23 protein-coding genes and 1 pseudogene are annotated in these 24283 nt (G+C 61.6%); 9 read left to right on the top strand and 15 right to left on the bottom strand.

All coding sequences use genetic code 11. The annotated features are described in order from the left end of the window. The 10 genes from EOA28_RS02825 to EOA28_RS02780 all read right to left on the bottom strand — a co-directional run. On the bottom strand, positions 1-631 hold a 631-nt coding region (locus EOA28_RS02825; RefSeq protein ID WP_128314554.1), incomplete at its 3' end, for an MFS transporter. 173 nt (positions 632-804) lie between these two features. After that, positions 805-1788, bottom strand: a complete 984-nt coding sequence (locus EOA28_RS02820) for a beta-ketoacyl-ACP synthase III (RefSeq protein ID WP_126063924.1) — start codon at positions 1786-1788, stop codon at positions 805-807. Further along, positions 1785-3050, bottom strand: a complete 1266-nt coding sequence (locus tag EOA28_RS02815; protein ID WP_126080683.1) for an adenosylmethionine--8-amino-7-oxononanoate transaminase — start codon at positions 3048-3050, stop codon at positions 1785-1787. The genes EOA28_RS02820 and EOA28_RS02815 overlap by 4 nt, the downstream gene beginning before the upstream one ends. Beyond that, positions 3050-3685 carry a dethiobiotin synthase gene (bioD, locus tag EOA28_RS02810; RefSeq protein ID WP_063169254.1) on the bottom strand — a complete coding sequence of 212 codons (636 nt, stop codon included), beginning with the start codon at positions 3683-3685 and terminating at the stop codon, positions 3050-3052. The genes EOA28_RS02815 and bioD overlap by 1 nt, the downstream gene beginning before the upstream one ends. Next, a complete protein-coding gene (locus EOA28_RS02805) occupies positions 3682-4821 on the bottom strand; it encodes an 8-amino-7-oxononanoate synthase (protein WP_024505572.1) in 1140 nt (379 codons plus the stop codon). The genes bioD and EOA28_RS02805 overlap by 4 nt, the downstream gene beginning before the upstream one ends. Then, positions 4818-5786 (bottom strand): biotin synthase BioB, encoded by a 969-nt coding sequence (gene bioB, locus EOA28_RS02800; RefSeq protein ID WP_245454882.1) that lies wholly within the window; start codon positions 5784-5786, stop codon positions 4818-4820. Before bioB ends, EOA28_RS02805 begins: the two co-directional genes overlap by 4 nt. A 174-nt stretch (positions 5787-5960) precedes the next feature. Next, positions 5961-6842, bottom strand: a complete 882-nt coding sequence (gene nadC / locus EOA28_RS02795) for a carboxylating nicotinate-nucleotide diphosphorylase (RefSeq protein WP_024505570.1) — start codon at positions 6840-6842, stop codon at positions 5961-5963. Position 6843: 1 nt separating this feature from the next. Then, complete coding sequence (locus EOA28_RS02790; RefSeq protein WP_024505569.1) at positions 6844-8385, bottom strand: L-aspartate oxidase; 1542 nt, start codon at positions 8383-8385, stop codon at positions 6844-6846. After that, complete coding sequence (gene nadA, locus EOA28_RS02785) at positions 8382-9356, bottom strand: quinolinate synthase NadA (RefSeq protein WP_126063925.1); 975 nt, start codon at positions 9354-9356, stop codon at positions 8382-8384. The genes EOA28_RS02790 and nadA overlap by 4 nt, the downstream gene beginning before the upstream one ends. A gap of 62 nt (positions 9357-9418) precedes the next feature. After that, positions 9419-10381 (bottom strand): hypothetical protein, encoded by a 963-nt coding sequence (locus EOA28_RS02780; protein ID WP_126063926.1) that lies wholly within the window; start codon positions 10379-10381, stop codon positions 9419-9421. Positions 10382-10552: 171 nt separating this feature from the next. On the opposite strand from EOA28_RS02780, the gene panB reads away from it, so the two are divergent. The 4 genes from panB to EOA28_RS02760 all read left to right on the top strand — a co-directional run bounded on the left by panB (position 10553) and on the right by EOA28_RS02760 (position 13837). Next, positions 10553-11389, top strand: a complete 837-nt coding sequence (gene panB / locus EOA28_RS02775) for a 3-methyl-2-oxobutanoate hydroxymethyltransferase (RefSeq protein WP_126063927.1) — start codon at positions 10553-10555, stop codon at positions 11387-11389. Further along, complete coding sequence (gene panC, locus EOA28_RS02770) at positions 11386-12294, top strand: pantoate--beta-alanine ligase (protein ID WP_024505565.1); 909 nt, start codon at positions 11386-11388, stop codon at positions 12292-12294. The genes panB and panC overlap by 4 nt, the downstream gene beginning before the upstream one ends. A 98-nt stretch (positions 12295-12392) precedes the next feature. After that, on the top strand, positions 12393-13112 hold the full coding sequence (locus EOA28_RS02765) for a LuxR family transcriptional regulator (RefSeq protein ID WP_126057768.1): 720 nt from the start codon (positions 12393-12395) through the stop codon (positions 13110-13112). A 92-nt stretch (positions 13113-13204) separates the two neighbouring features. Next, positions 13205-13837 (top strand): acyl-homoserine-lactone synthase, encoded by a 633-nt coding sequence (locus EOA28_RS02760; RefSeq protein ID WP_126057769.1) that lies wholly within the window; start codon positions 13205-13207, stop codon positions 13835-13837. Positions 13838-14203: 366 nt separating this feature from the next. Here EOA28_RS02760 and EOA28_RS39970 read toward each other — a convergent pair whose 3' ends face one another. Beyond that, positions 14204-14452 (bottom strand): DUF6074 family protein, encoded by a 249-nt coding sequence (locus EOA28_RS39970; protein ID WP_063169245.1) that lies wholly within the window; start codon positions 14450-14452, stop codon positions 14204-14206. 599 nt (positions 14453-15051) lie between these two features. Between EOA28_RS39970 and EOA28_RS02750 the strand changes: the two genes are divergently transcribed. The 3 genes from EOA28_RS02750 to EOA28_RS02745 all read left to right on the top strand — a co-directional run bounded on the left by EOA28_RS02750 (position 15052) and on the right by EOA28_RS02745 (position 16069). Further along, complete coding sequence (locus EOA28_RS02750; protein ID WP_245454734.1) at positions 15052-15522, top strand: hypothetical protein; 471 nt, start codon at positions 15052-15054, stop codon at positions 15520-15522. After that, on the top strand, positions 15515-15649 hold the full coding sequence (locus EOA28_RS40835; RefSeq protein WP_256754986.1) for a hypothetical protein: 135 nt from the start codon (positions 15515-15517) through the stop codon (positions 15647-15649). Before EOA28_RS02750 ends, EOA28_RS40835 begins: the two co-directional genes overlap by 8 nt. A gap of 174 nt (positions 15650-15823) precedes the next feature. Beyond that, positions 15824-16069, top strand: coding sequence for a hypothetical protein (locus tag EOA28_RS02745; protein ID WP_063169243.1), 246 nt, complete (start codon positions 15824-15826; stop codon positions 16067-16069). A 189-nt stretch (positions 16070-16258) separates the two neighbouring features. Here the strand turns inward: EOA28_RS02745 and EOA28_RS02740 are convergent, their stop codons facing one another. Then, positions 16259-16648: a hypothetical protein gene (locus tag EOA28_RS02740; protein WP_024505560.1), complete on the bottom strand. Its 390-nt coding sequence runs from the start codon at positions 16646-16648 to the stop codon at positions 16259-16261. Positions 16649-17355: 707 nt separating this feature from the next. Between EOA28_RS02740 and EOA28_RS02735 the strand changes: the two genes are divergently transcribed. Beyond that, positions 17356-18555, top strand: coding sequence for a cation:dicarboxylase symporter family transporter (locus tag EOA28_RS02735; RefSeq protein ID WP_306462679.1), 1200 nt, complete (start codon positions 17356-17358; stop codon positions 18553-18555). A 6-nt stretch (positions 18556-18561) separates the two neighbouring features. Here EOA28_RS02735 and EOA28_RS39965 read toward each other — a convergent pair whose 3' ends face one another. Beyond that, entirely contained in the window at positions 18562-19131 is a 570-nt protein-coding gene (locus EOA28_RS39965; RefSeq protein ID WP_245454735.1) for a hypothetical protein, read from the bottom strand. 607 nt (positions 19132-19738) lie between these two features. Between EOA28_RS39965 and EOA28_RS02725 the strand changes: the two genes are divergently transcribed. Next, positions 19739-20740, top strand: a complete 1002-nt coding sequence (locus EOA28_RS02725; RefSeq protein WP_126059319.1) for a zincin-like metallopeptidase domain-containing protein — start codon at positions 19739-19741, stop codon at positions 20738-20740. Positions 20741-20897: 157 nt separating this feature from the next. On the opposite strand, the gene groL is transcribed toward EOA28_RS02725, so the two are convergent. Then, the gene (gene groL / locus EOA28_RS02720) at positions 20898-22553 is read right to left on the bottom strand and encodes a chaperonin GroEL (RefSeq protein WP_126057772.1); all 1656 of its coding nucleotides are present in this window, start codon (positions 22551-22553) and stop codon (positions 20898-20900) included. A 65-nt stretch (positions 22554-22618) separates the two neighbouring features. Then, positions 22619-22912, bottom strand: a pseudogene (groES, locus tag EOA28_RS02715) (co-chaperone GroES); the annotation flags it as partial. Between the last annotated feature and the right edge of the window lie 1371 nt (positions 22913-24283).

The raw sequence follows: 24283 nt of genomic DNA, 5'->3' as shown, positions 1-24283 counted from the left end.
CACGAGGGAGAGGCGAAGAGCGGACCTCCCATTTGGTGCGCCATATCGCGCTTATGGGCGCCAGATCACTCACCGCAGCCAAGGCGAAAGCGGCCAGCGGCCCAAAGACGGCCAGGATCACGCCCCCCAAGGCCGGACCAACGCTGCGCACAATGTTGTATCCGACGGACATAAGCGTCACTGCGGCCGGAATGTCGCGTTTGTGAAGGATATCGCCGACCGAAGCGTGCCAAGCCGGATCATTCAAGGCAAAGCCGCAGCCGGCCAGGAAACCTAACCCGAGAATCAGCCAAGGACTGACAAATCCCAGACCCACAGAAATCATCAGCGTCGTCGACGCCGATGCTATCAGGCAGTGTCCCGCAAACATCACCCACCGGCGGCTGAAGTTGTCGGCAATGGCTCCGGCGAAAACTGAGAGGAAGAACACCGGCAATGTGGATGCGGCCTGGACGAGTGCCACCATGAGGTCGGACGCTGAAATCGTTGCCATAAGCCAACTGATGGCGACCGTTTGCACTAGCCAACCGAGGCTGGAAATCTGGGTGGCCGCCCAAATTGAGCGAAACACCTTGTTTCGAAATGGGGCGAGCGTCTTTGAAACGGGCGGTTGAGGATTTTCGCTCTGCATGAGGTATTGCTGGCCTTCGATGAGCGCTGCGATTTGAGCAAGCGGGTCGATACTTAGACATCGCGGAGCACCGCACGGAACCCAGCTCTATGGAGCTTGCCGGCGACTATTTACGTATTGAGCCATTCTCATAGTCTCATTCATGAGCAGTCCTGTGCGCAAGCATTGCTTTGCTAAATTCCCACCACAAGCGCGCCGCCGCTGAGACCCGCACCCGCTGCCGCCAAGAGGACTTTCTCGCCAGGCCGAAACGGCTGCGCCCGATGGGCCAGCGACAATGAGAGCGGGATCGTCGCGGCGGAAGAGTTGCCATATTCGGCGATCGTCTTGACGATCGAGTGATCAGCGATGCCGAGGTTCCTGCCGACCGCGTCGAAAATGCGCGCATTGGCCTGATGCGGCACGAAACGATCGAGGTCTTGCGGCCTCAGTCGGGCAGCAGTGAGCGCATCTCTCGAGCAGGCGGTCATCATCTCCACGGCCTTGCTGAATACTTCACGGCCGTCAGTGATCGTCATCCGTGTCTGCGCGAGGTCGAGGTCGGCATGGAACGGAGTGTTGCTTCCCCCGGCGGGAATCTGGATTAGCCCGTAGCGCGAGCCGTCGGAATCCACCGAAGCGCCGAGAATGCCTCGATCCGGGTCATCGCAAGGACTGATCACCATGGCGCCGGCGGCATCGGCAAACAGCACGGCGCTGGCGCGCTCGGCCAAATTGATGCGGTGGCTGAGGATGTTGGCGGCGATGACAAGGCTCGCTTTGCCGTGCAGGCGGGTGAACCCGTCGGCGAACATCAGCGCATAGATGAAGCCGGCGCAGGCGCCGGTCAGGTCGATCGCTCCGGCGCGGCCTAGCCCCAGCCGATGTGCGACCAGCGGCGCGCTTGGCGGCAGAAGGTGATCGGGCGTCGACGTGGCGAGCAAGAGTAGACCGACGTCGCCGCGGTCGATACCGGCATTGGTCAGCGCCATGTCGCCGGCAGAGGCGGCAAGGCCCGACAGCGTGTCTTCGTCTGTTGCCCAGAAGCGCGAGCGAATTCCGGTGCGCCGCTCGATCCAGCCGGGCTCAAGCCCGAGCCGGTCTTCGATTTCCGGGTTCTCGACCTTGCGCGCCGGCGCATGATGGCCGAAGCCGAGAACGCGCGACGATAGGTTCATGGCCGCGAGCCGAAGCGTTCGCCGGCCTCCTCTATCGCGTCATAGAGCCCGCCCAATTCGTCGCTGGTGATGCAATAGGGCGGTAGAAGATAGAGGACATTGCCGAGCGGGCGCACAAGTAGCCCCCGCTCAAGGAAAAAAGCGCGCAGTTTTGGCCCGATCTCGGCCAGATAACCGGCTGAGCCGGTGCGTAGGTCGAGTGCCGCGATGGTGCCGGTTGTCCGGCAGTCGGTGAAATATGGATTGACCCGGAAGCGTTGCAGCCCGGCGGCCTGCCTCGCGCTCAAGACCGCGATCCGCTCGGCCACCGGCTCGTCACGCCAGATCTCGACATTGGCAAGTGCTGCCGCGCAGGCGATCGGATTGGCGGTGTAGGAGCTCGAATGGAAAAACGTCTTCTTGCGATCCTCCGAAAAGTGAGCGTGGAAGATGGCATCGGTGGCGATCGTGGCGGCCAGCGGGATGGTACCACCGGTCAGACCTTTCGAGGTGCACAAGATGTCGGGCGAGACGGACGCCTGTTCGCAGGCAAACATGGTTCCGGTGCGCCCCCAGCCGGTCATCACTTCATCGGCGATCAGCAGCGTGCCGGAGGCTTCGGCGATCCTCTTCAATTCGGCAAGAACCCAGGCCGGATACATCAGCATGCCGCCGGCGCCAAGCACCAGCGGCTCGACGATCAGCGCGGCTGCGCGCCGGTCGCGGCTAACGGCCTCGAACCGATCCAGCGTTTCCTGCTCGCGCCCGGCGGCCGGGAAGGGGATGGCGTCGACCTCGAACAGCAAAGGATCATAGGCGGCGTTGAAGACGCCGCGGGCGCCGACGCTCATCGCCCCGATCGTGTCGCCATGATAGCTGTGCTCCATGACGGCGATGCGCGAACGCGGCGCGCCGATGTTGCGGAAATAGCCGAGCGCCATCTTCAGCGCGACTTCGACTGAGGTGGAGCCACTGTCGGAATAGAACACCCGGTCGAGGCCGGCGGGTGCGATGCCGATAAGCGCCTCGGCCAGCCGTTCGGCCGGCTCGTGGGTGAAGCCCGCGAAGATGATCTGGTCGAGGCTCGACGCGGTCGTCTCGATGGCCTTCATGATGCGGGGGTGGCGATGGCCATGGGTGACGACCCACCAGGAAGAAATCGCATCGAGGATGCGGAAGCCGTCGGCCTTGTGGAGATAGGCGCCTTCAGTCAGCACGATTTCAGGGACCGAGGGCTCTAGCGCGTGCTGCGTGAACGGATGCCAGACTCGAGACTCCGCCATCAGTCGCCTCCGGCAATCATGGCCAGGTCGAAGCCGGAAATCATTGCATCTCTCAACGTTTCACCCGTCAGCGGACCGAGGTGCGGCAGCCTGCCCAGCTGCGGCACGCCGCCGAATTCCACGATTGTCCTTTGTGTATCGGCCACCTCTTCGCCAATGAAGGCAATGCCGATGAGCGGGATGGAGCGGGCTCTCAGGGCCTCGATCGACAACAGCGTATGATTGATGGTGCCAAGCGCGGTGCGGGCGCACAGTATGACCGGCAGCCGCCATTGTTCGAATATGTCAATGAACCTTGTCTGTCGATTGAGCGGCACCATCAGCCCGCCGGCGCCTTCGATGACGAGCGGTGTCGGCAGGACCGGAAATGAAAGATCGTCGGCCTCGATCGCGACGCCGTCGATTTCGGCTGATCGATGCGGCGACAGCGGCATCGTCAGTCGATAGACTTCGGGCAGCACGCGTCCGTCGGGCAAGCCGGAAAGCCGGGCGACGACCTCGCTGTCGGTCTCCTCGTTGAGGCCCGATTGCACCGGCTTCCAGTAGAAGCCGTCGAGCAGCCCGGCAAGTCCGGCCGAAAACACTGTCTTGCCAATTCCAGTGTCTGTTCCGGTGACGACGATGCGTTTGGTCATGCTGTGGCCAACACTCCGACGAGAGCCTCGACCATGGCGGAAATGTCGGCTTCGTCGACGTTGAGAGTCAGCGAAATGCGCAGGCGCGACGTACCCTCAGGCACTGTCGGCGGGCGAATGCCGCGTATGTCGAAGCCGCGTGCCTGCAGTCCTGCCGCCACCGCCATGGTGCGGCTGTTATCGCCGATCACAAGCGGCTGGATCTGCGAACCGCTGGGCATCACGCCGCAGCGTTCGGCCAATTGCCGGCTCGCGAAAGCGACACGCTCGTGCAACTGAGCACGACGCATAGGCTCGTCAGACAGAATAGTCAGCGCCTCACGTGCCGCGACTGCCATCAGCGGCGATGGTGCGGTCGCATAGATGAATGGCCGGCACCGGTTGATAAGATAGTCGCACAGTGTTCGCGGTCCGGTAACGAGCGCGCCGGATGCGCCAAGCGCCTTGCCGCATGTGTGGAGCGTGACGATGTTGTCGCGGCCTTCATACGCGGCGGCCAGTCCCCGGCCGTCCGGTCCCCAGACGCCGGTGGCATGCGCTTCATCGACGACGATGAATGCCTGGTACCGATCAGCCAGCGCGACCAGGCTCTCCATCGGCGCACGGTCGCCATCCATGCTGTAAAGGCTTTCGAAGGCGATCCACACCCGCCCCATGCCGCCTTCGGCGCGCCAGCGGGTGATTGCGTCCTCGACAGCGTCGACGTCGTTGTGCGCGGCCAGCTTGAACTCAGCGCGCCCGGCCTGGGCACCCTCATGCATGCTGGCATGAGCGAGCTCGTCGAGGACCAGCAGGTCGCCTTTCTGCGGCAGGGCCGTCAGCAGAGCGAAGTTGGCGATATAGCCGCTGCCGAAGAACAGTGCACGCTCGGCTCCGAAAAATGCCGCTGCGTCCGCCTCCAGTTGCTCATGTTCCGGTGCATTGCCGCGCAACAGCCGCGATCCGGTGGCGCCCACTGGCGTGCCCCGCGCAATCGCCGTCGAAACCGCATCGCCCAGTCTTTTGGAGGCGGCAAGTCCGATATAGTCGTTCGACGAGAAGTCGAGCCCGGCGCGCGGTGCGAGCGTCCGCAACCGGTCCTTGCGCCCCAGTCCCCGCAAGGTTGCGTCATAGCGGGCAAGAATTGCCTCCTTCATTGCGTGGCGAGTTCCATAGGCTCAATGCCGAGGCGCCGGAACAGAAGGGTATCCTTGTCCTCGCCGGGATTTCCCGCCGTCAGCAGCGTGTCGCCGACAAAGATCGAATTGGCCCCGGCAAAGAAGCACAGCGCCTGCGTTTCGTCGCTCATCGCCGTCCTGCCGGCGGACAGCCTTACATAGGATTTCGGCATCATCACCCGCGCGAGCGCAACGATGCGGACGAAATCGATCGGATCGATGGCGTCGGCCGCGGCAAGCGGCGTGCCTTCGATGGGAATAAGCATGTTGATCGGCACGCTTTCCGGCGGCTCGGGCAGGTTCGCGAGCGTGACCAGCATGTCGATGCGATCGGTCTTTTCTTCTCCCATCCCGACAATGCCGCCGCAGCAGACTTTCATCCCAACCGCGCGCACGTGCCCAAGCGTTTCCAGCCGGTCGGCAAAAGTCCTGGTTGAAATAACCTCGCCATAGTAGCGCTCAGAGGTATCGATGTTGTGGTTATAGTAGTCGAGACCGGCCTGCTTCAGGCGAGCAGCTTGCTCAAGATCGAGCATGCCGAGCGTCATGCAGGTCTCCATGCCGAGGGCCTTGACGCCCTCAATCATGGCGACCACAACCTCCATGTCGCGCTCCTTGGGACTTCGCCACGCCGCGCCCATGCAATAGCGCGTTGCGCCGCCATCACGCGCCATGGCCGCTTCGTCGATGACATGCTTGACGTCCACCAGCTTCGACGCCTTCACACCGGTTTCGTAATGCGCAGACTGGCTGCAATAGCCGCAATCTTCGGGGCACCCGCCGGTCTTGATGCTAAGGAGCCGCGACAGCTGCACTCGGTTTCGATCGAAGTTCTGGCGGTGGATCGTCTGAGCTAGGAACAGCAGATCGTTGAATGGCATGCCGTAGATGGCCTCGGCCTCTTTGCGGTTCCATCGCGGAGGCGTTCCATCGACCGATTGCATGGTCTGGTTCACGTCGAACTCCGAGTTCATTCCAATCGTCATCGTCAAACCTTTGTTTGCTAGTCCGGTACGCCTTCTTGGCTTTGGGGCGCACTCGCTAAAGGCGAGCTGCGGCACGTCTTTCCAGCACCTCCTACGCCTGCCGAGCTGATGTTGCTCCTCACGCCGTAATCCTCAGTTCAAGTGCTTGCAGATGTTCTGGTGGTCCGGCATGTCCAGGCCGATGTCGAGGATCGGGGCGCTGTGCGTCAGCCAACCCATGGAGATGAGATCGACACCGGTCGCCGCAATCGCCGCCGCCGTTTTCGGCATCACCCGACCGGACGCCTCGGTGATCGTACGGCCATCCACTATAGAAACCGCGCGGGCAAGATCCTCGACCGACATATTGTCGAGCAGCACCGCGTCAACACCAATCGCGAGCGCTGCATCGAGCTGCTTCAGCGTGTCGACCTCGACCTCGACCTTCACCATATGCCCTGCTGCGGCGCGCGCCCGCTCTATTGCTGTGCGGATATCGCCGGCGATCGCGATGTGGTTGTCCTTTATGAGCACGCCGTCATCGAGGCCGAACCGGTGATTGGCACCGCCGCCGACGCGCACGGCGTATTTCTCCAATGCCCGCAGCCCGGGCGTCGTCTTTCGCGTCGATACAATCCTCGCCTTGTGACCGCGCACGGCCTCAACCATGGCCGCTGTGGCAGTGGCAATGCCGCTCAGCCGGCATAAGAAATTGAGGGCCGTGCGTTCGGCCGTGAGCAGGCCTCGTGCGGGTCCGGACAATCTTGCAATGGTTTCCCCGGCCCCAACCTCGCTGCCATCAGGGCGCCAGATCTGGATGTTGATCGCCGGTTCCACGAGAAGGAAGGCATACGAGACCAGATCGAGCCCGGCAACGACGCCCGCCTGCCTCGCTTTGAGCACCAACGTGGCAGTGCAATCATACGGGATAACCGCATCGGTGGTCAGGTCGCCGGATCTGCCCAGGTCTTCGAGGAGCGCAACGCGCACAATCGGTTCGATCAGGGTCGCGGGGAGGGGGGAGAATGAAGTCATATCAAGTGCTCCGTATGGTAGCCCGGCAATCGAGTGCGGCCGCGGCCCGCATTGCGCTGTGCAGTGTCAGCCGTGATGGGCGCACGTTGGCATCGTGGAGCGGGAAATCGGACCGACAGTGCGCGCCTCGACTCTCTTCCCGCCTCAGGGCCGCCGCGGCGATCATCAGTGAGACCAAAGCCGGACCAGAGGCAGCGACACTATTGGCTGCGATCGGCAGCAGGGTCGCCACCGCTTCGCGCATTGCCTCGCCGTCGCGGATGATACCCAGGGCGGCGGAGACAATCGGGCGGACCACGGAAGCGTCTGGTCGTGGAGGGACGAATGTGGAGCATCTGCGCGGTCGCCGGGTATACGACGTGCCGGCAACGCTTTCGGCAACCCAGCTCGCGGTGACCGCCGCTTCGGTGAGCGAGTTGCTGGCCAGGCGGTTGGCGCCGTGCAGGCCGGTACAGGCCACCTCACCGCAGGCCCACAATCCCTCGATGGAGCTGCGGCCGGCGCTGTCTACGGCGACGCCGCCCATGTGATAATGTGCCGCCGGGCGCACCGGGATCAGGTCGGTCGCGGGGTCGATTCCTGCGCTCCGGCACAATTCGGCGATGCCTGGAAAACGCTTGCCAAATCTCGGGCCGAGACTTTGCCGTGCGTCCAGGAATACGCGGCGTCCAACGGCAAGCTGGTGCCAAATGGCGCGCGCTACGACGTCGCGAGGCGCAAGTTCACCGCCAGGTGTGTCGGCGAGGAAGCGCTCTCCTCGCTCATCGATGAGCACCGCGCCTTCGCCACGCACGGCTTCGCTCACCAGCGGCATCGGCCGGCGCGGACCGTCGAGCGCAGTTGGATGGAACTGTATGAATTCCAAGTCGGCGAGTTCCGCCCCCGCCCATGCGGCGAGCGCCAGCCCGTGACCCCATGAGCCAGCGGGGTTTGTCGTGTCGCAAAACAGCCCGCCGACGCCGCCGGTCGCCAGCACCGCGCGACGCGTGGGCAGAGCGAGCGCGCCGGCTCGTCCTGCTGCGACCACGGCGATGACCGACCCGTCCTGCACGACCAGCCGGCGGACCTCCACATTTTCGATAATGGTGATCGAGGCTGTACGCCGAACCGCGGCGACGAGCGCGCGCACCAACTCGCGACCGGTGGCGTCGCCGGCTGCATGCACAATTCGCCGTCGCGAGTGTGCCGCCTCGAGCCCAAGTCGCAACGCGCGGTCAGGGTGCTGGTCGAAGTCGACGCCGAACCTTTGGATCGTCCTAATCGCTTCGGGTGCAGCTCGTACCACTCGCCGCACCGTGGCCTCATCGCAGAGTCCGTCGCCGGCAGCTATCGTGTCGCAAAGGTGAAAATCTGGGCCGTCGTCGCCCCCGAGACTTGCCGCAAGACCGCCCTGGGCAAGTTCACTGCAGGCTCCGGTTCCAAGCGGCGCGTTGGTCAAAAGCACGACCGGTTCCGGCGCCAGATGAAGCGCCGTCATCAGGCCGGCAATGCCGCCGCCGATGACGACCGGCGCCCCGGCGATGTCGCGAACCTCCAGACTCATAGGGAAAGCATGCGCTCGACCGCGCGGCGGGCGGGGCCGGCAATTTCGGGATCAATCCGGACCTCATGCCGGTTCTGCTCGAGTGCGGCGCGAATGTTGGCCAGGTTGATGCGCTTCATGTGCGGGCACAGATTGCATGGGCGAACGAACTCGACGTCGGGATGCGCGACCGCGACGTTGTCGCTCATCGAACATTCGGTCAGAAGGACGACACGCGTCGGTTTCTCACGCTCGACATAATCCGACATCGCCGCGGTCGAGCCGGAGAACTCCGCCTCCGCGACAACGTCTGGTGGGCATTCTGGATGGGCCAGCACGATGACGCCTGGATGGGCATCGCGCAGTTCCCGGATGTCTGCTGCGGTGAAGCGCTCATGCACCTCGCAATGGCCTTTCCAGGCGATGATCTCGACGTCTGTATCGGCTGCCACGTTCCTCGCCAGATATTCGTCCGGGAGCATCAGCACACGCGCCACGCCAAGCGATTCCACCACCGCCTTGGCGTTGCCGGACGTGCAGCAGATGTCGGACTCCGCTTTTACGGCGGCGGAAGTGTTGACGTAAGTAACAACGGGGACCCCCGGATACCGCAGCCGCATTAGCCGCACGTCGTTTGCCGTGATCGATTCGGCCAGCGAGCAGCCGGCGCGGAGATCCGGGATGAGCACGGTCTTGTTCGGATTGAGCAGTTTTGCCGTCTCGGCCATGAAATGAACGCCGGCAACCACGATGATGTCGGCGTCGACCGTCACCGCCTTGTGGGCCAACGCCAGGCTGTCGCCGACGATGTCTGCCACGCAATGAAAAATTTCGGGCGTCTGGTAATTGTGCGCCAGCACCACCGCATTGCGCTCACGCTTCAGCGCTAAGATGGCTTCAATATCGCCGGCGAACGCGAGCCATTCAACGGGTGGGATCACCCGCCGGACACGCTCATACAGGGACGCAGCCATAGGTAACGCCCCAGTCATTGGCGCCTCGATTATATTCGGTTTGACAATAAGGGAATATATCTACCTTGACTATAAGTATGTCAAGCCCGCGCCAGCGGTAATTTTGTCCCGGCGATAGCCCTGTCGTCGAGGACGGCATGCCGGAAGCGATAAAGCTTCGCCGGTCGGCCGCCCGTGTCGAGGGAGGTCTCCCCGGTCTCCTCAACAAGTTCCTGCTGCTCGACCAATCTCCGGAAGTTCGGCTTGTTGATCAGCCTGCCAGCCAAAGCTTCCACGGTTCGCTGCAGTTGCAGCAGCGTGAAGGAAGGCCGCATAAGCTCGAACACGACCGGCCGGTATTTGATCTTCGAACGCAGCCGCGCGATCCCGGTTGCCAGAATACGACGGTGGTCAGCGACCATTGGTTTGCCAGCCGCGGCCGCAATCGCGTCCCTGCCGCCACCGGCCTCCTCAATCAGACCAGCTTCATAGAGCAACTCGTAGCGTTGGAGCGTGAGTTCCTCGTTCCAATGGCGGTCGTCGAAGCCGAAGGCTATCGCAGCGCGCTGCCGGCGCTCGCGTTGAGTGGTCGGCTCGCTGGCGCCGCCGGCCCACTCAATCAGGCGGGGCCGCAATCTATCGAGCAGCACAGGCGGCGTGCCGAAGCGGTGGTCCTCCCAGGGAAAATATTCGTACCAACTTTGCCAGCCGCACGCGGCCGAGTTCGTTGCCTGTTCCTTCCTGGTCAATGCGAGATAGCTGATTGAGATGACGCGCTGGTGGCGCTCAGTGCCGATGCGATCGCGATCGGCGAAGGTGTAGAGTTGCTCGATGTATCCAAGTGCATGGCCGGTCTGCTGCTCCACCCACCCCCTCAAACCCGACTGCAGTGATCGATGCTCAAGGGCAAAAGGTCCAGAAGGGAGGGTGTCCGCATGACCGACTGTGAGGACACAGGGCTCACTGTCGTTTACGGCGACCACGACGGCAGTCAGGTCCACTTTGGCTTCGTCAGCTTTGACGGCGGCTTTGCCTTTCTTGGTTCTTCTTGTCTGAGGATCCATGTTTGCGAAAGCGGGTTGGCCCAACGGAGCGCCTTAATCGATTGAATGTAACCTTGGAAGCCAGCACGTCAACACCAGAGTACTCAAGCGCTGTTTTTAGCTCTTCGCAGTCGCACAAAAATATGCCAAACGCGACACCCGCTGTTGGTAACGTAAGGGAAGGGGCCTCGGTTGAGCGCGGCTGGTGAGATAAAAGGGATGACTCCTCCAGATATTCGATCGCGAAAAGGCCAGACGCCACTTGTATGCTTGACGGCCTACACCACGCCGGTCGCGAGGCTGCTCGATCGCCACTGCGACATCGTTCTTGTCGGCGACAGCGTCGGCATGGTGCTGCACGGCCTGTCGTCGACGCTGGGGGTCACGCTCGACATGATGATCATGCACGGACAGGCCGTTCGCCGCGGCCTTGAACACGCGCTGATGGTCGTCGACCTGCCCTTCGGTTCCTACGAGGAAAGCCCAGAGCACGCTTTCGGCAACGCTGCGCGCGTGATGGGTGAGACCGGTTGTTCAGCGGTAAAGATCGAGGGCGGCGAGACCATCTCGGAAACCATCCGCTTCCTTACCGCGCGCGGCGTACCTGTCATGGCCCATGTGGGCCTGACGCCGCAGGCGGTAAACACGTTTGGAGGCTATCGTGTGCAGGGCCGGGGAGCCGATGCAGAGCGGATCAGGCGCGACGCCAGGGCGGTAACCGAAGCGGGCGCCTTCTCCTTGGTGCTGGAAAAGATACCGGAGCAGCTTGCACGGCAGATAACCGCCGATATCGACATACCCACAATCGGCATCGGTGCCTCGCCAGCTTGCGACGGCCAGATTCTGGTGAGCCACGATATGCTCGGGCTCTTCACCTCATTTCGGCCGAAGTTCGTCAAACGCTATGCCGAGCTCGGTGAGCAGGCTGAGGCGGCAATCGCCGCTTACGCCACCGATGTGCGGAACCGGCACTTTCCGGCGGTCGAACATCTCTATGTCAACGCCTTGAAGGCCGGTGACTTCACATGAGCGTGCCGATCGCTCGAACCGTGAGCGAGCTGCGCGGCGTCGTTGCGCAATGGCGTCGCTCGGGTGCCACGATCGGTATTGTGCCGACCATGGGAGCCTTGCACGACGGGCATCTGAGCCTCGTGCGGAAGGCGCTCGAAAGGGCCGAGCGGGTGATCGTGACGCTGTTCGTAAACCCCAAGCAGTTCAACAGCCCCGCCGACCTGATTGCCTACCCTCGGACGGAAAGCGACGATGCTGCCAAGCTCGCTCTGCTGGGCACGCATCTGCTCTATGTGCCGGACACAGAGGAAATGTACCAGGTGGGCTTCGCCACGGCCGTTTCAGTGTCCGGCATCAGCGAATGCCTTTGCGGCGCATTCCGGCCCGGCCATTTCAATGGCGTGGCGACGGTCGTGGCCAAGCTCTTCCTGCAGGCCGGCGCTGACTTCGCCTTTTTTGGCGAAAAGGATTTTCAGCAACTTCAGCTTGTCAGGCGCTTGGTCCGGGATCTCGACATTCCGATCACTATTGTGCCCTGTCCGACAGTCCGCGAAGCCGATGGTCTTGCGCTATCGTCGCGTAACGTGCGGCTCTCCCCAGCCCAACGCGCCATTGCCCCAAAACTAGCATCGGTCCTGCTCGATACGGCCGAGCGGCTTGCACGCGGCTCCCCCATCCTGCCTACGCTTGATGAAGCGCGTGCAGCAATTCTGGCTGCCGGCTATCGCGAGCTCGAATACCTGGAGCTGCGCGGAGAAACAGACCTGCAATCGTTAGCAAGCCTTGACCGACCGGCACGCTTGCTTGCTGCGGCTTGGCTTGGCGACACGCGGCTCATCGATAACGTCGCAATATCACCCATCGGTAGTTGGTCAGGTGGGCGGAGCTCTCTCCAATCGGAAGCAGCACAGCAATTGCGGTGATGACGGCGGCGCGTCGTATGCCCTGCAGGGACAGGCCATCATTTAGAACCACGTCTCCGTCGGCTTCCAGCAACCTCCGCGAGGTACGCTAAGCGCAGATGCATCGCGTATTTGAAACCTTGGTCGAGCAACTCTCTGCAAGCGTCGATGCCGTCGATCTCCATGAGGCAATGGCGTCCGCCGCAGCCGGGTTCGACTTTCCGCTCTTCGCTTATTTCACCTACCCATCCGCTTCCGGCGACAGGCCGCGATTGATCTCGAATTATCCATCATCATGGACATCACATTACCTGCAACAGCGCTACCACAGCGTGGATCCCGTGATCCTGCGGGGACTGCGGGGCTGGGATACCTTCGACTGGGGTGTGGACCGCGATCACCGTTATTTGCCGACCTCTCAGCAGGAAGTCCTGGAAAAAGCAGCTGAGTTCGGCATTCGCGGCGGACTGACCATGTCGATGCATGATCATCGCGGCCGGTTCGCCGCACTGACCTTCGCCTCCAACGAGGCGCATCCGCCATTTCTGAGGTCGCTGACGCGCTACGAAAAAGCAATGCAACTGGTTGCGATCAACGTTCATATCCATGCCCGGCGCAGGCTCGCCGAAGATTGCGTGGTAGATGGCATAACGCTCACCCGGCGGGAGTTCGAGTGCCTGAAATGGGCGGCGTGCGGCAAGTCGGCCTGGGATATCAGCCAGATTCTCGGTGTCTCGAAACGCACCGTGACCTTCCATCAGGAAAACGCCAAGGCGAAGCTTGGCGTGCGAACCATCAACCAGGCCGTAGTGCGGATGGCTGCTCGGGCGAGATCCTGATCCTCTCCAAGTCTAGCTGTAAAGGTCTACAGGCTGCATTCATGACGGCTTTGCCCTTCGATTGCGTGGACACATCCCGCACGGAGACGACAATGATGCAGCTGATAACACCCGACTGCTACGCCGAGTTTGCGAGCGAACTCAAGGAAATGCACGGACTTAGGTATCGGGTTTTCAAGAAGCGGCTCGATTGGGAAGTGCAGACCGAAGGCGAAATGGAAACGGACCCGTTTGACAGCCTGAACCCCGTCTACCTGCTTCTCAAGGGGTCCGATTGGCGAACTTGCGGCTGCGTCCGCCTTTTGCCGACCACCGGACCGACAATGTTGCGCGATACGTTTCCGACGCTGCTGGATGAGATGGTGGTCCCTGCGAGTGCCGATATCTGGGAGAGTAGTCGTTTCGCGCTCGATCTCCCTGCGACAGCGCCGAAGGCAGCTGGCGGCCTGGCCCAAGCAACCTACGAGCTCTTCGCGGGGATCATCGAATTCGGCTTGGCCAACAATCTCTCCGGGATCGTAACGGTGACAGATACGCGCATCGAAAGGATCCTTCGTCTCGCCACCTGGCCGTTGTCACGTATCGGACAGCCCAAGCAGGTCGGCAACACCGAGGCAGTCGCCGGCTTCCTCGATATTTCCTACGCCAGTCTCTTGCGCATCCGCTGGAGGGGACGCCTCAACGGGCCGGTGTTGTGGCAACCAGTTCTCATCCAATCGGCATAGCGCCTGCGGATGCTCAGCCGTGACTTGAGTTAAGTCTGCTCACGGCCGCCACCGCCGCCGTGAGGGTGAGCGGACCCGCCCCCACGAGCTTTCGACTGTTCCGGTCGATTGGCTCGCGCGGCCGGACTTTGGATTTCCGTAGGCGCAACCCGCAGTCCAGCGTGAGCACGCCAAAATGGCGCCCCTCCGCTTCGTCCAAAGAAGCCAACGTGGCTTCTGAGGTCGTCTTAGAATATTGGACCGGCCGCCGTGAGCGATCGCAACCTCAAACCTTTGCCGGTATGCCGGTTTGGCCGGACCGTCGGCCAGTCGGAGCAGTCCCCTGATAAGGACCCGAGCTGACGCGCGGTCCAACAGCGCCCGAGCCTATGCTTTGTGCATTACCGTTCGGTTGGCCATGTCGTCCAAGACCGCATGAAGAAGGCTTCCAACCTCCTGCGCAGCGAGCTCTGGCGCAATTCCTACATCGGACAATTGAATGAGCATTTTCTTGGCAGCACAGCGCCAGAACGCACTCGCCGCCTCGCCGTTCTTGGTCTCGAGGGCCTGGGCGATACTTTCGACCAATATACGTCGCCGATGCAGCGGAAATACGCAAATGTTTGATTCATGCATCAATCACCTCACAGATTCAGTTCCACAAAGAAAAACACCGGCGTCTTCAAAAGAGCCCCGCTAGCGCGGTGACGGTTCGCGGCGACATGACGAGTTCCACTTCCCCATCGACAAGCTATTGGGAGATGAGCCGCCGGACCGCATATCCGGGACCGCACATAAGGTGAACCACCATTGCTCATCCGGCTGCATTTTCCTGGGCCGTTCGACGAGGCGTTCCAGCCGAATTGACGTCCAATGACTTGATCTCTGAAAGGGCAGGGCGGTACGAATCACCCGATTGTTCCGCTGCTTACATTCCTGCGAGCTTGTGTATGAACGATTAAAGCGTGCCCGAGCCGTTCTTGGTGGCCGCCGCAGAAGGGAATCATGTCATCCGCTGCCTATCGTAGGCGGCGCGACTTCTAGCATGACTGCACTGCCCCGACAGGGCTTTGCAATCGCGCGTTTCGAAGCCTATGCTTTGGCATCGGCCGGCATTTACTTCGGTGCAGCCGACAGTAAGACGTACGCGCTCTTGCCCCGTTGGAAGAGAGCCTTGCCCGATCCCTCTTTCGCGACCAGGTGCTGAAGCCCTCACCCCGCAGGACTTCGCGCTTTTGCGACCATCGCTGCATCACGTCGAACCGGGCATCAAGGACCAGTTGGAGGTCGCGCATCAGCCGATCAAGAACGTATATTTTCCCGAGAGGGGCATCGCGTCGGTGGTCGCCACCATGACCGGCGGGCGGCAAGGTGAAGTCGGCATTGTCGGCTATGACGGGATGAAAGGAATTGCCGTCATTCTCGGAAAGGAAAGCACTACCTGGCGCCTGCCGGTTGAAAACCTTCGCCCTGCGATTAGCCCGTCGCTTCGCACCTCAGTGCTGGATTATGCCCACGCGTTCCTCGTCCAATCATGCCGGACGGCACTGGTCAATGGCCACTCCAAGATCGAAGAACGGCTGGCCCGCTGGCAGCTGATGGTCCACGACCGTGCGGAAGGAGATAAGATCCTCCCGACGCATGAATTTCTGGCGACCATGCTCGCGCCCACCGCCCGGGGTCACCACGGCCCTGCAAATGCTTGAGTATCGAGGACTGGTGCACGCCAAGCGCGGCGAGATCACGATCATCGACCGTGCCGGATTGATAAAGCTCACACATGGCGCTTATGACAAGGAGGAGCAGCGTTATTTCGGCCTGGCCGCTGCCTGAAGCATGTCGGTTGAAACGGGTTCAGCCGACGTCTCCTTGCCCCTCACCAGGTCGCCCAAAAGCATCAGCGGTTTTGAACGAATCGCAGCTATTGTCCGCAATCGGACATAGGCTTGAAGGCGGTCGAATTCGTGCCATAAGTCGGGTTGGTCAGGGTTCAGGGAGGAATTCGTCATGACCAATTCGTTTCACACCGTCACCGTCGAAAAAGCCGCAGAAGCCTATGTCCTTTCCAGGGGAAGGGTCCGCTTTCTCTCCATGGCGCAGGCGATCCGCGCCATCCGAACACTAATGCCGGCATGCAAGGCCACCGACCGCGAGTTGGAGGAACTGTTGGCGGCCGCTTCCTTCGTTCATGGCGTGCCCGTCGCCTTCGACACAAAAACAGCCGATGGTGTAGAACCACGGCTGCATTCCTAAGAGGGCATGCCGCGCCATGCAGACTGTCAGAGGGCATTCGTCAGATGGTAGTCCGCTAACTTAACTGCAGAGTCTAAAGGACGTGTTCCAGCATTGCGAACTCACCGATCGCTTTGTTGCCAAAGCTGCCAGCAAGCGATCGCCTCATCCAGCCGTTTGCACCATCTCATCACAGACATCATCGCGATGCTACCTGTCCAGCATATGTCCAGCATTTCGCAAGGCGGCCAGAAGGAGCCTCGCATAGCCTGTGACATCGATCTGGGCCTGCATCGAAAGGGGCATGCTGGTCCAGTTCTCCAACGGTGCAATGAAAGGTGAGAAGGTGCCATTGACTAGGCAACAACAGCTAACAAGGCCCTCTCGGTCCAATGCCACCACACCGATCTTGTCGCCTGGATATCCAATGGCTGCGACTCGCTGGACCTCCAGGTCACCGTCCACCCGCACGTCAAAAAGAAGGCTACCACGGCTCCTCGTGGCTATCTCAGCCGCCTTCTCATCAAAGCTTGAAGAGAGCAAGCGGACGCTTTCCACCGCCATCTGGAAAATCACCAAATCCAGTTCATTCACGGCCATATGGGCATTTCCGCGCAACGGGTGGTGATTGCAATGACACATACTGCTTGTTCACAGATGTCGGTCACGAACGATCATTCGTCGGGTTCCGGTTCCGACCAACGGTGTCGCCACCTGATCGTGCTGCGGTTCGAACCTTCCGAACGCGAGCCGAGCGCGCTATGAGGTTGGAGTCTAGGTCTCGGACCCTGCCTCGCGGCCTTCTCATCTTTGGCAGACCCGTTGCAACGCCGCCGCGATGGCGCAAACGCCAGATGACGCTGATCCATCGCTTGATCGTGAACTGAGCTTCTGAACACCATTGGGACAGCAGGGTGGAAGGGCTTGACCAACGCTGCCCCCGTTTTCCAAGAGGACCCGTCCTCGATTGAATCTTTCGAGCCCCGTGCGGCGCGCAGCCAAATGATGACGATCTGGACTCAGCTCGCAGACCGCAAGGCAAAGAGGGAACCTTCCAGGCAGCCAAGCTGCTCGACGCAAAGAGCGGCCTTTGGAGTTCCCAAGAATCGACCCTTCCATAGTTGCGACAGGCAACCACTGCACGAGTGTGGGAGAGCGAATCGCAAGCATTGCGTGAGGTCCTGCGCGTTTTCCCCTCTTTGCTATTTGGCACATCGTTTGCGCCGAAGTGGGCGCAGCGTTCGACCGGAGCACTGCATGGGAGAGGGAGGAGCCCCACCCCGATCCGGTCAAGGAGAGAGACGGTGTTGGTTCCAAGAGTTCCCCGCGCGATCGCAGCGCCCCGCAAGCGCCATTTTGCCCGGACCTACGTGCAGGTACTTGCCGCCATAATCCTGGGTGCCGCAATCGGCTATTTCCATTTGGAGACCGGCCACAGCCTGAAGCCGCTCGGCGATGCCTTCGTCGATGTCGTCAAGATAATCACCGTACCTGTCATCTTCCTGACAATGGCGACCGGCATTGCCGGCATGAGCGATCTGCAGAAGGTCGGCCGAGTTGCCGCCAAGGCGATGGTCTATTTTCTCACCTTTTCGACGCTCGCTTTTGTTGTCGGGCTGATTGTCGCGAATATCGTTCAGCCTGGCGCCGGCCTCAACATCGATCCGGCCTCGCTCGATGTCCAAGCCGTTAAGGGCTATGTGGCCACGGCTCACGAGCAGTCCGTGACCAGCTTCCTGATGAACATCATCCCGTCAACGATTGCCAATGCCTTCGCGGAAGGCGACATCCTGCAAGTCTTGTTCCTCTCGGTCCTGTTCGGCGCGGTCTGCCGCTACAACGGCCGCTCGCTCTTCTCTCTCGTCCGATACATCAAGGACGAGCTGCTGCTCGCAATGTCCTCCTCAGAGGCCGCGCTGGCCTCGCTCATGGAGAAGATGGAAAGGGCCGGCGCCACGCATTCGGTCGTGGGTCTCATTCCATTCAATCTGGACGGCACGAATATGATGCTCGCCGCCCTTTTCATCGCCCAAGCGACGAAAACTGATCTCCCGATCGGCTGCCGGATCCTCATGCTGTTTGTCGCATTGTTCCCTTCGAACGGAACAACCCGCATTACCGGTGCAGGCCTCGTCACAATGGCTGCAACGCTCTTTCTTGTTCCGGCCGCACCGGTCACCTCCGTGGGGCTTATTCTTGGCGTCGATCAGCTTATGTCCGAATGCCACGCGCTGACGGTTTTTCTCCGCAGCGTAGCGGCAACGCTGGCTGTCACCCGGTCCGGGGCGAGCGGGATAAACGACGATTCGGGGAGCGCCTCACTAGCGGACCGTTCAGCGCTCCGGCGGTGGACGGTCAAGTCGCCCGGCGTGGTGAACACAATTCCCCGTGCGAACGACGCTCAGCTATTGGGGTGGACCCGATGGCGCAAAGCCGTATTTGAGAAACCGCCAGATCGCACCGGCACCTGTGCGCCTGTAGCAACTGCGGGGCACGATCAAAACTGACCCATTTTACACCAAAAAGGCGGCCGTTGCTGCCACGCCGTCCATGGATTGGAGACTCATGTCTAAGCCGACTGCCATCACTGTCGCAGCTCTTCTTTTACTCCTCGCCTTGCTGGCGAGCCAATATAGCGCGAACCTGCACCGGCAGGCGTGGTCGACCGACAGGCAAAAGTGGAGCGGCGCATTCGACAACGATCTCCTTCGCCAATCGCCGGCAACCCGCAAGGCGATGCCGTTCTGGTCATATTCAATGACTACCACAACTGTCCGCATTGCAGACTGGCTGATATCAACTACCAAAAAGCCTTCAAGCATGAACCCAATCTGAAGCTTGTGATCAAACAGTTCCCGGTCCTGGGACCGGATTCCCAATTCCCAGCCTTCGCCGCACTCGCCTCGAGAAAACAGGGAAAGTTCGACGAATTCCACCGCGCCCTTATGATTTCCCCCAGTTGAAGGGTCACTCTCAAGATCGCAGCGCGTGTAGGCCTTGACGTTGAGCAGCTCAAGCGGGAATGCAAGATCCGGCCATCGCAGATGAAATGCGCGGTCCGCGCACTCGCGAAAGGTCTGCACTTAGACGGTACGCCCGCGTTGGTGGTCGGCGATATATCGCCGACCTTGTGGACATGGCCAGCTTGCAACGCTTGCATCGCCGATGCGCGCTCAAAGCGTGCTGGCTCTCGTGCGGGGCAGCATCTGTAGACCGGCCACGCTGTTGTTGCCGGAGCGTGCCGTTTGTGGCAGCTGGCTTTGCTGTCGCTCCTCGTAATCTTGTTGCGGTCATCCAGCTGCCGTGGGCGCCAACAACAATCCTGAGCGCCCGCGCCTGAAGTCGCTGGCCGGGTGCTCGTGAACCGAGCCCGCTTTTCTTCGGCAAGCTCAGGCGGTCTTGGCCCTGCGGCATCGCCCCCTGGCGCGGGGCAGCCTTCGGCTGCTGACGGTCGCCGGCCTGTCGGCCGGCGTCTTTCTATTGTGGCCTTCCCCCTGGCGCAGGGTGGGCAGCACTCCCTTCTAGGCCCGCCGCGGCGTCCCGCAACCCTTCGCTTGTCGCTTTCGGGTCCTCCACTCCGTTCCGGTCCTGCTGATGCAGTCCGCCTCCGACGGCGGGCCTTTCCGGTCGCTTTTGCCGCCCACCCCGCTTCCGGGGAGGGCGCGCGATTGTAGAGCGGAGGACATCACGATGCGTGCAAACAACAAACGTTGCGGCAGCCGACAGGCTGGCGCAGACAGTGGCGGGCGCACCGGCGCCAGCCTTTATCAGGAAATCACCGACCGCATCATTGCCGAACTGGAGCGCGGCACCGTGCCATGGGTCAAGCCGTGGGGCAGGGCAAGGACAGGCCTCGGCCTGCCGCGGAATGCGGCCACCCAGCGCCGATATTCCGGCATCAATATCCTGATCCTGTGGGGCGCGGTCATCGAGCGCGGTTTCCCCAGCCAGAACTGGCTCACCTTCCGGCAGGCGCTTTCGCTTGGCGGCAATGTCAGGAAGGGCGAGCACGGCACCACCATCGTTCACGCTGACCGCTTTGTTCCCAAGAACGAAAAGCAACGCGCCGACACCGATGGCGACGAACCGCAGGCGGTGCCCTTCCTGAAGCGCTTCACCGTCTTCGATGTCGCGCAGTGCGATAATCTGCCCGAACATCTTTACGCCGCCGGCGAGCCTCTGCCTGAGCGCGAGATGGTCCCGCAGGCCGAGGCGCTCATTCATGCAACCGGCGCTGATTTTCGCATCGGCGGCGAGCGCGCCTTCTACATGCCCGGCAGCGACACCATACAGGTGCCGCCGCAGCCGGCTTTCTTCCACCAGATCGACTATTACCGGACCTGCTTTCACGAGCTTGGACACTGGACCGGCCACCCGAGGCGACTCGCGCGCGACCTGTCCGGCTCCTTCGGGTCCAACACCTATGCGCGCGAGGAACTGGTCGCCGAAATCGCATCAGCCTTCATCTGCAGCAGTCTCGGCATCGAGCCGAGCGTGCGCCATGCCGACTACATCGGCTCATGGCTGACGGTTTTGCGCGAGGACAACCGCGCCATCTTCCGCGCCGCAAGCCATGCCTCGAAAGCCGCCGATTTCCTGCTTGGCCGCAATGTCGATGTCGAAGGCGAGGCACATGCCGAAACCGCCTATGGGAGCGCGCAATCCTCACACGCGACCGCCTTGCGCCTCTGATGACGCAAAGCCGCGCGCAACCAACTCGACAGTTCTTTTGAGGTTGCCCTAACGCCGATGGCCGGCGTTGGCGTCGATCGTTCATCGGACCGAGGTTCGCAAAAAAAGAGGGCGGCATTGATGCCGCCCTCTCGTTGCGAAAGCTGCCAGAGCTGGATTAGAAATCCATGCCGCCCATGCCGCCCATGCCGCCGCCGCCCATGCCGCCAGGCATGCCGCCGCCAGCCGACTCCTTCTTCGGAGCCTCCGCGATCATGGCTTCGGTGGTGACCAGCAGGCCGGCGACCGAGGCCGCGTCCTGAAGAGCCGTACGGACAACCTTGACCGGATCGACGATACCCATGGCGATCATGTCGCCATACTCGCCGGTCTGGGCGTTGTAGCCGAAGGTCGCGCCCTTGTTCTCAAGGATCTTGCCGGCAACGATCGATGCTTCCGCACCGGCGTTGGCCGCGATCTGGCGGGCCGGAGCCTGAAGCGCACGACGCACGATGTTGATGCCGGCGGCCTGGTCGGCATTGACGCCGGTGGCCTTGATGTTGGCCGAAGCGCGCAGCAGCGCGACGCCACCACCAGCAACGATGCCTTCTTCGACGGCCGCGCGGGTCGCGTTGAGGGCGTCATCGACGCGGTCCTTCTTTTCCTTGACTTCGACTTCCGTCGCACCGCCGACGCGGATCACCGCAACGCCGCCGGCGAGCTTCGCCAGACGTTCCTGCAGCTTCTCCTTGTCGTAGTCCGAAGTGGTCTCTTCGATCTGCTGCTTGATCTGGGCAACGCGGCCCTGGATCTCGGCCTTCTTGCCGGCGCCGTCGACGATGGTGGTGTTCTCCTTGGAGATCGACACCTTCTTGGCGCGGCCGAGCATGTTGAGGCCGACGTTCTCGAGCTTGATGCCGAGGTCTTCCGAGATGACCTGGCCACCGGTGAGGATGGCGATGTCTTCCAGCATGGCCTTGCGGCGATCACCGAAGCCCGGCGCCTTGACGGCGGCGATCTTCAGGCCGCCACGCAGCTTGTTGACGACCAGCGTGGCCAGAGCCTCGCCTTCGACGTCTTCCGAGATGATGAGCAGCGGCTTCGAGGTCTGCACGACGGCTTCGAGAACCGGCAGCATGGCCTGGAGGTTGGACAGCTTCTTCTCGTGCAGGAGGATGTAGACGTCCTCGAGCTCGGCAACCATCTTGTCGGCGTTGGTGACGAAGTAGGGCGAGAGGTAGCCGCGGTCGAACTGCATGCCTTCGACGACTTCGAGTTCGGTCTCGGCGGTCTTGGCTTCCTCAACCGTGATGACGCCTTCGTTGCCGACCTTCTGCATCGCTTCGGCGATCATCTTGCCGACCGAAGCATCGCCGTTGCCGGCGATGGTGCCGACCTGGGCAACCTCTTCGGAGGTCTTGATCTTCTTGGCGTTCTTGATCAGGGTCGCAACGACGTCGGTTACCGCGAGGTCGATGCCGCGCTTCAGGTCCATCGGGTTCATGCCGGCGGCAACGGCCTTGTGGCCTTCCTGGACGATCGACTGCGCCAGAACGGTCGCGGTCGTGGTGCCGTCGCCAGCGATGTCGTTGGTCTTCGAAGCAACTTCGCGGACCATCTGCGCGCCCATGTTTTCGAACTTGTCCTCAAGCTCGATTTCCTTGGCGACGGTGACGCCGTCCTTGGTGATGCGCGGGGCGCCGAACGACTTGTCGATGACCACGTTGCGGCCCTTGGGGCCGAGCGTGACCTTCACCGCGTCAGCGAGGATGTTGACACCGCGCAGCATGCGCTCGCGGGCATCGCGGGAGAATTTTACGTCTTTGGCAGCCATTTTTAGCTCCTGGCAGGGGCTTCAATCGAGCCCGGGAATTCAGTTGACGAAAGGGCCTGATATGAGCCGATGATGCCCATGATGTCGGATTCCTTCATGATCAGAAGGTCTTCGCCATTGAGCTTGACTTCCGTGCCCGACCACTTGCTGAACAGGATGCGGTCGCCGGCCTTGACGTCCAGCGGGACCAGCTTGCCAGCTTCGTCACGAGCGCCGAAGCCGACAGCGATGATCTCGCCTTCCTGCGGCTTTTCCTTTGCCGTGTCGGGGATGATGATCCCGCCAGCGGTCTTGGATTCGGATTCGACCCGGCGAACGACCACGCGGTCATGCAGCGGGCGGAACTTCGACTTTGCCATTTTCGGATTTTTCCCTGGTGCGCTGTTGAGGGGTTTTGTTAGCACTCGCGATGGACGAGTGCTAACGCGATAGTGAGGTAGGCTGTAAGCGGGCACTCGTCAAGACGGACGAGGGCAGGCGAGGAGCTCTGGCCCCCTCCCCGGTGGAACCCAACGCATACGCGGCATCCGCGTTGATGGCTGCGAGCCCCACATTTCCATTGAATTCGGCGTCATGACGCCAACTTGCTCGCGCCGCTTCCAAGTCGTCAGTCGTGCTGCCGTCAGCACGAACATAGGGCTGCGCTTCACTTCCCGTCGAAGCCGCGGCAAGCAGCGTCGCCGTCAGCACGCTCCTTTGCAGATGCTTGCCAAAGGTGGACAGTGAGCGCACCTGCGCCGGGCTGTTGGTGCGAACGTAAGACGTCATTGACAACTCCTTTTTGCAAGTCGAGCCCCTTCTCCACCTTCGGCCGCCGTCGACGCGAAGAAGTCCGCATCGCGTTGAAGACGAGCTGCGAAAAAGAGAAAGATGTGTTTGATGGCTGCGGCCCCAACGGTGCCTTCAGATTTGAGATCACTTCCGCCGCGAGCGGCTGAAGCTCCTCGCAACGTCAAATCGAATCTGCTGCCAAGCCTCCAGGAAAGGAGAGCATTGCTCATCTCGCGCTTGTGCATGCAGTCAACCTTCGATCCGTGTTGCCACATCAAGAGCAAATGCCGTGCCAAAGCTCACTGGGAAGTGAACGCATGGCTCTCCCTGAAAACCTCACAAATCCAGCATGGTCAATTGTGCGGAACCCGACATGCGTCTTCTGCCACTGTCAGCTTTCGGACAGGCATGACGCGTTTCGCGCCGACCACCGGTCGATCGGTTTTGGGGCCGGTCTGTTCGCCTCATAAGAGCGCGTTACATTGCGTAGCGGTTTCCCGAGCGCCGCCACATGACACTGGACCTGCAGGTAGCACCGGCTTCTCATCCAGCCTTACTTTGGCCCCCTCGCGTATCAAATTCCCGCTGGCGAGCCCTGCTTTCATAGATCGCACCATGCCGGATGTCTGCTCTGGCGCCCGACCCGCTGGCACGATCTCGATCCGGCATAAGGGCGCAGCATCTTTGCAGGCCGTTTCATCCCGGCGTCCTGCTTGGCTGACAGACCGCACTTGGCGAGCGGTCTCCATGCTCTCTCCAAGGACCATCCCTGCGGCTGGCTTGTCGACCTATGGGCGGGTCCGGCCGCCCGAAACCCTCGCGCCATCAGCTTTTTTCCCCGCCGCCTGCGGCGGCTTCCTCGCGCCGCTTCGCTCACAAAAAAGCTGCCCGCTCGGGTCCTTCACTGTCGCTGCGGCCCTGTCGGATTCAGGCGGTCCTGACGCGCCCATTACGGTGCG

Source organism: Mesorhizobium sp. M2A.F.Ca.ET.067.02.1.1 (assembly GCF_004023285.1).
In the GTDB taxonomy this organism is placed as follows: domain Bacteria; phylum Pseudomonadota; class Alphaproteobacteria; order Rhizobiales; family Rhizobiaceae; genus Mesorhizobium.
The sequence above is the reverse complement of the archived record's forward strand: the minus strand, read 5'-3'. Positions and strand labels throughout refer to the sequence as shown.

Bases quoted from the DNA above. Each gene is read 5' to 3' on its own strand.
- EOA28_RS02820 (WP_126063924.1), bottom strand. From the start codon at position 1,788: ATGAACCTATCGTCGCGCGTTCTCGGCTTCGGCCATCATGCGCCGGCG.
- EOA28_RS02815 (WP_126080683.1), bottom strand. From the start codon at position 3,050: ATGGCGGAGTCTCGAGTCTGGCATCCGTTCACGCAGCACGCGCTAGAG.
- bioD (WP_063169254.1), bottom strand. From the start codon at position 3,685: ATGACCAAACGCATCGTCGTCACCGGAACAGACACTGGAATTGGCAAG.
- EOA28_RS02805 (WP_024505572.1), bottom strand. From the start codon at position 4,821: ATGAAGGAGGCAATTCTTGCCCGCTATGACGCAACCTTGCGGGGACTG.
- bioB (WP_245454882.1), bottom strand. From the start codon at position 5,786: ATGCAATCGGTCGATGGAACGCCTCCGCGATGGAACCGCAAAGAGGCC.
- nadC (WP_024505570.1), bottom strand. From the start codon at position 6,842: ATGACTTCATTCTCCCCCCTCCCCGCGACCCTGATCGAACCGATTGTG.
- EOA28_RS02790 (WP_024505569.1), bottom strand. From the start codon at position 8,385: ATGAGTCTGGAGGTTCGCGACATCGCCGGGGCGCCGGTCGTCATCGGC.
- nadA (WP_126063925.1), bottom strand. From the start codon at position 9,356: ATGACTGGGGCGTTACCTATGGCTGCGTCCCTGTATGAGCGTGTCCGG.
- EOA28_RS02780 (WP_126063926.1), bottom strand. From the start codon at position 10,381: ATGGATCCTCAGACAAGAAGAACCAAGAAAGGCAAAGCCGCCGTCAAA.
- panC (WP_024505565.1), top strand. From the start codon at position 11,386: ATGAGCGTGCCGATCGCTCGAACCGTGAGCGAGCTGCGCGGCGTCGTT.
- EOA28_RS02765 (WP_126057768.1), top strand. From the start codon at position 12,393: ATGCATCGCGTATTTGAAACCTTGGTCGAGCAACTCTCTGCAAGCGTC.
- EOA28_RS02760 (WP_126057769.1), top strand. From the start codon at position 13,205: ATGATGCAGCTGATAACACCCGACTGCTACGCCGAGTTTGCGAGCGAA.
- EOA28_RS39970 (WP_063169245.1), bottom strand. From the start codon at position 14,452: ATGCATGAATCAAACATTTGCGTATTTCCGCTGCATCGGCGACGTATA.
- EOA28_RS40835 (WP_256754986.1), top strand. From the start codon at position 15,515: ATGCTTGAGTATCGAGGACTGGTGCACGCCAAGCGCGGCGAGATCACG.
- EOA28_RS02745 (WP_063169243.1), top strand. From the start codon at position 15,824: ATGACCAATTCGTTTCACACCGTCACCGTCGAAAAAGCCGCAGAAGCC.
- EOA28_RS02740 (WP_024505560.1), bottom strand. From the start codon at position 16,648: ATGGCCGTGAATGAACTGGATTTGGTGATTTTCCAGATGGCGGTGGAA.
- EOA28_RS02725 (WP_126059319.1), top strand. From the start codon at position 19,739: ATGCGTGCAAACAACAAACGTTGCGGCAGCCGACAGGCTGGCGCAGAC.
- groL (WP_126057772.1), bottom strand. From the start codon at position 22,553: ATGGCTGCCAAAGACGTAAAATTCTCCCGCGATGCCCGCGAGCGCATG.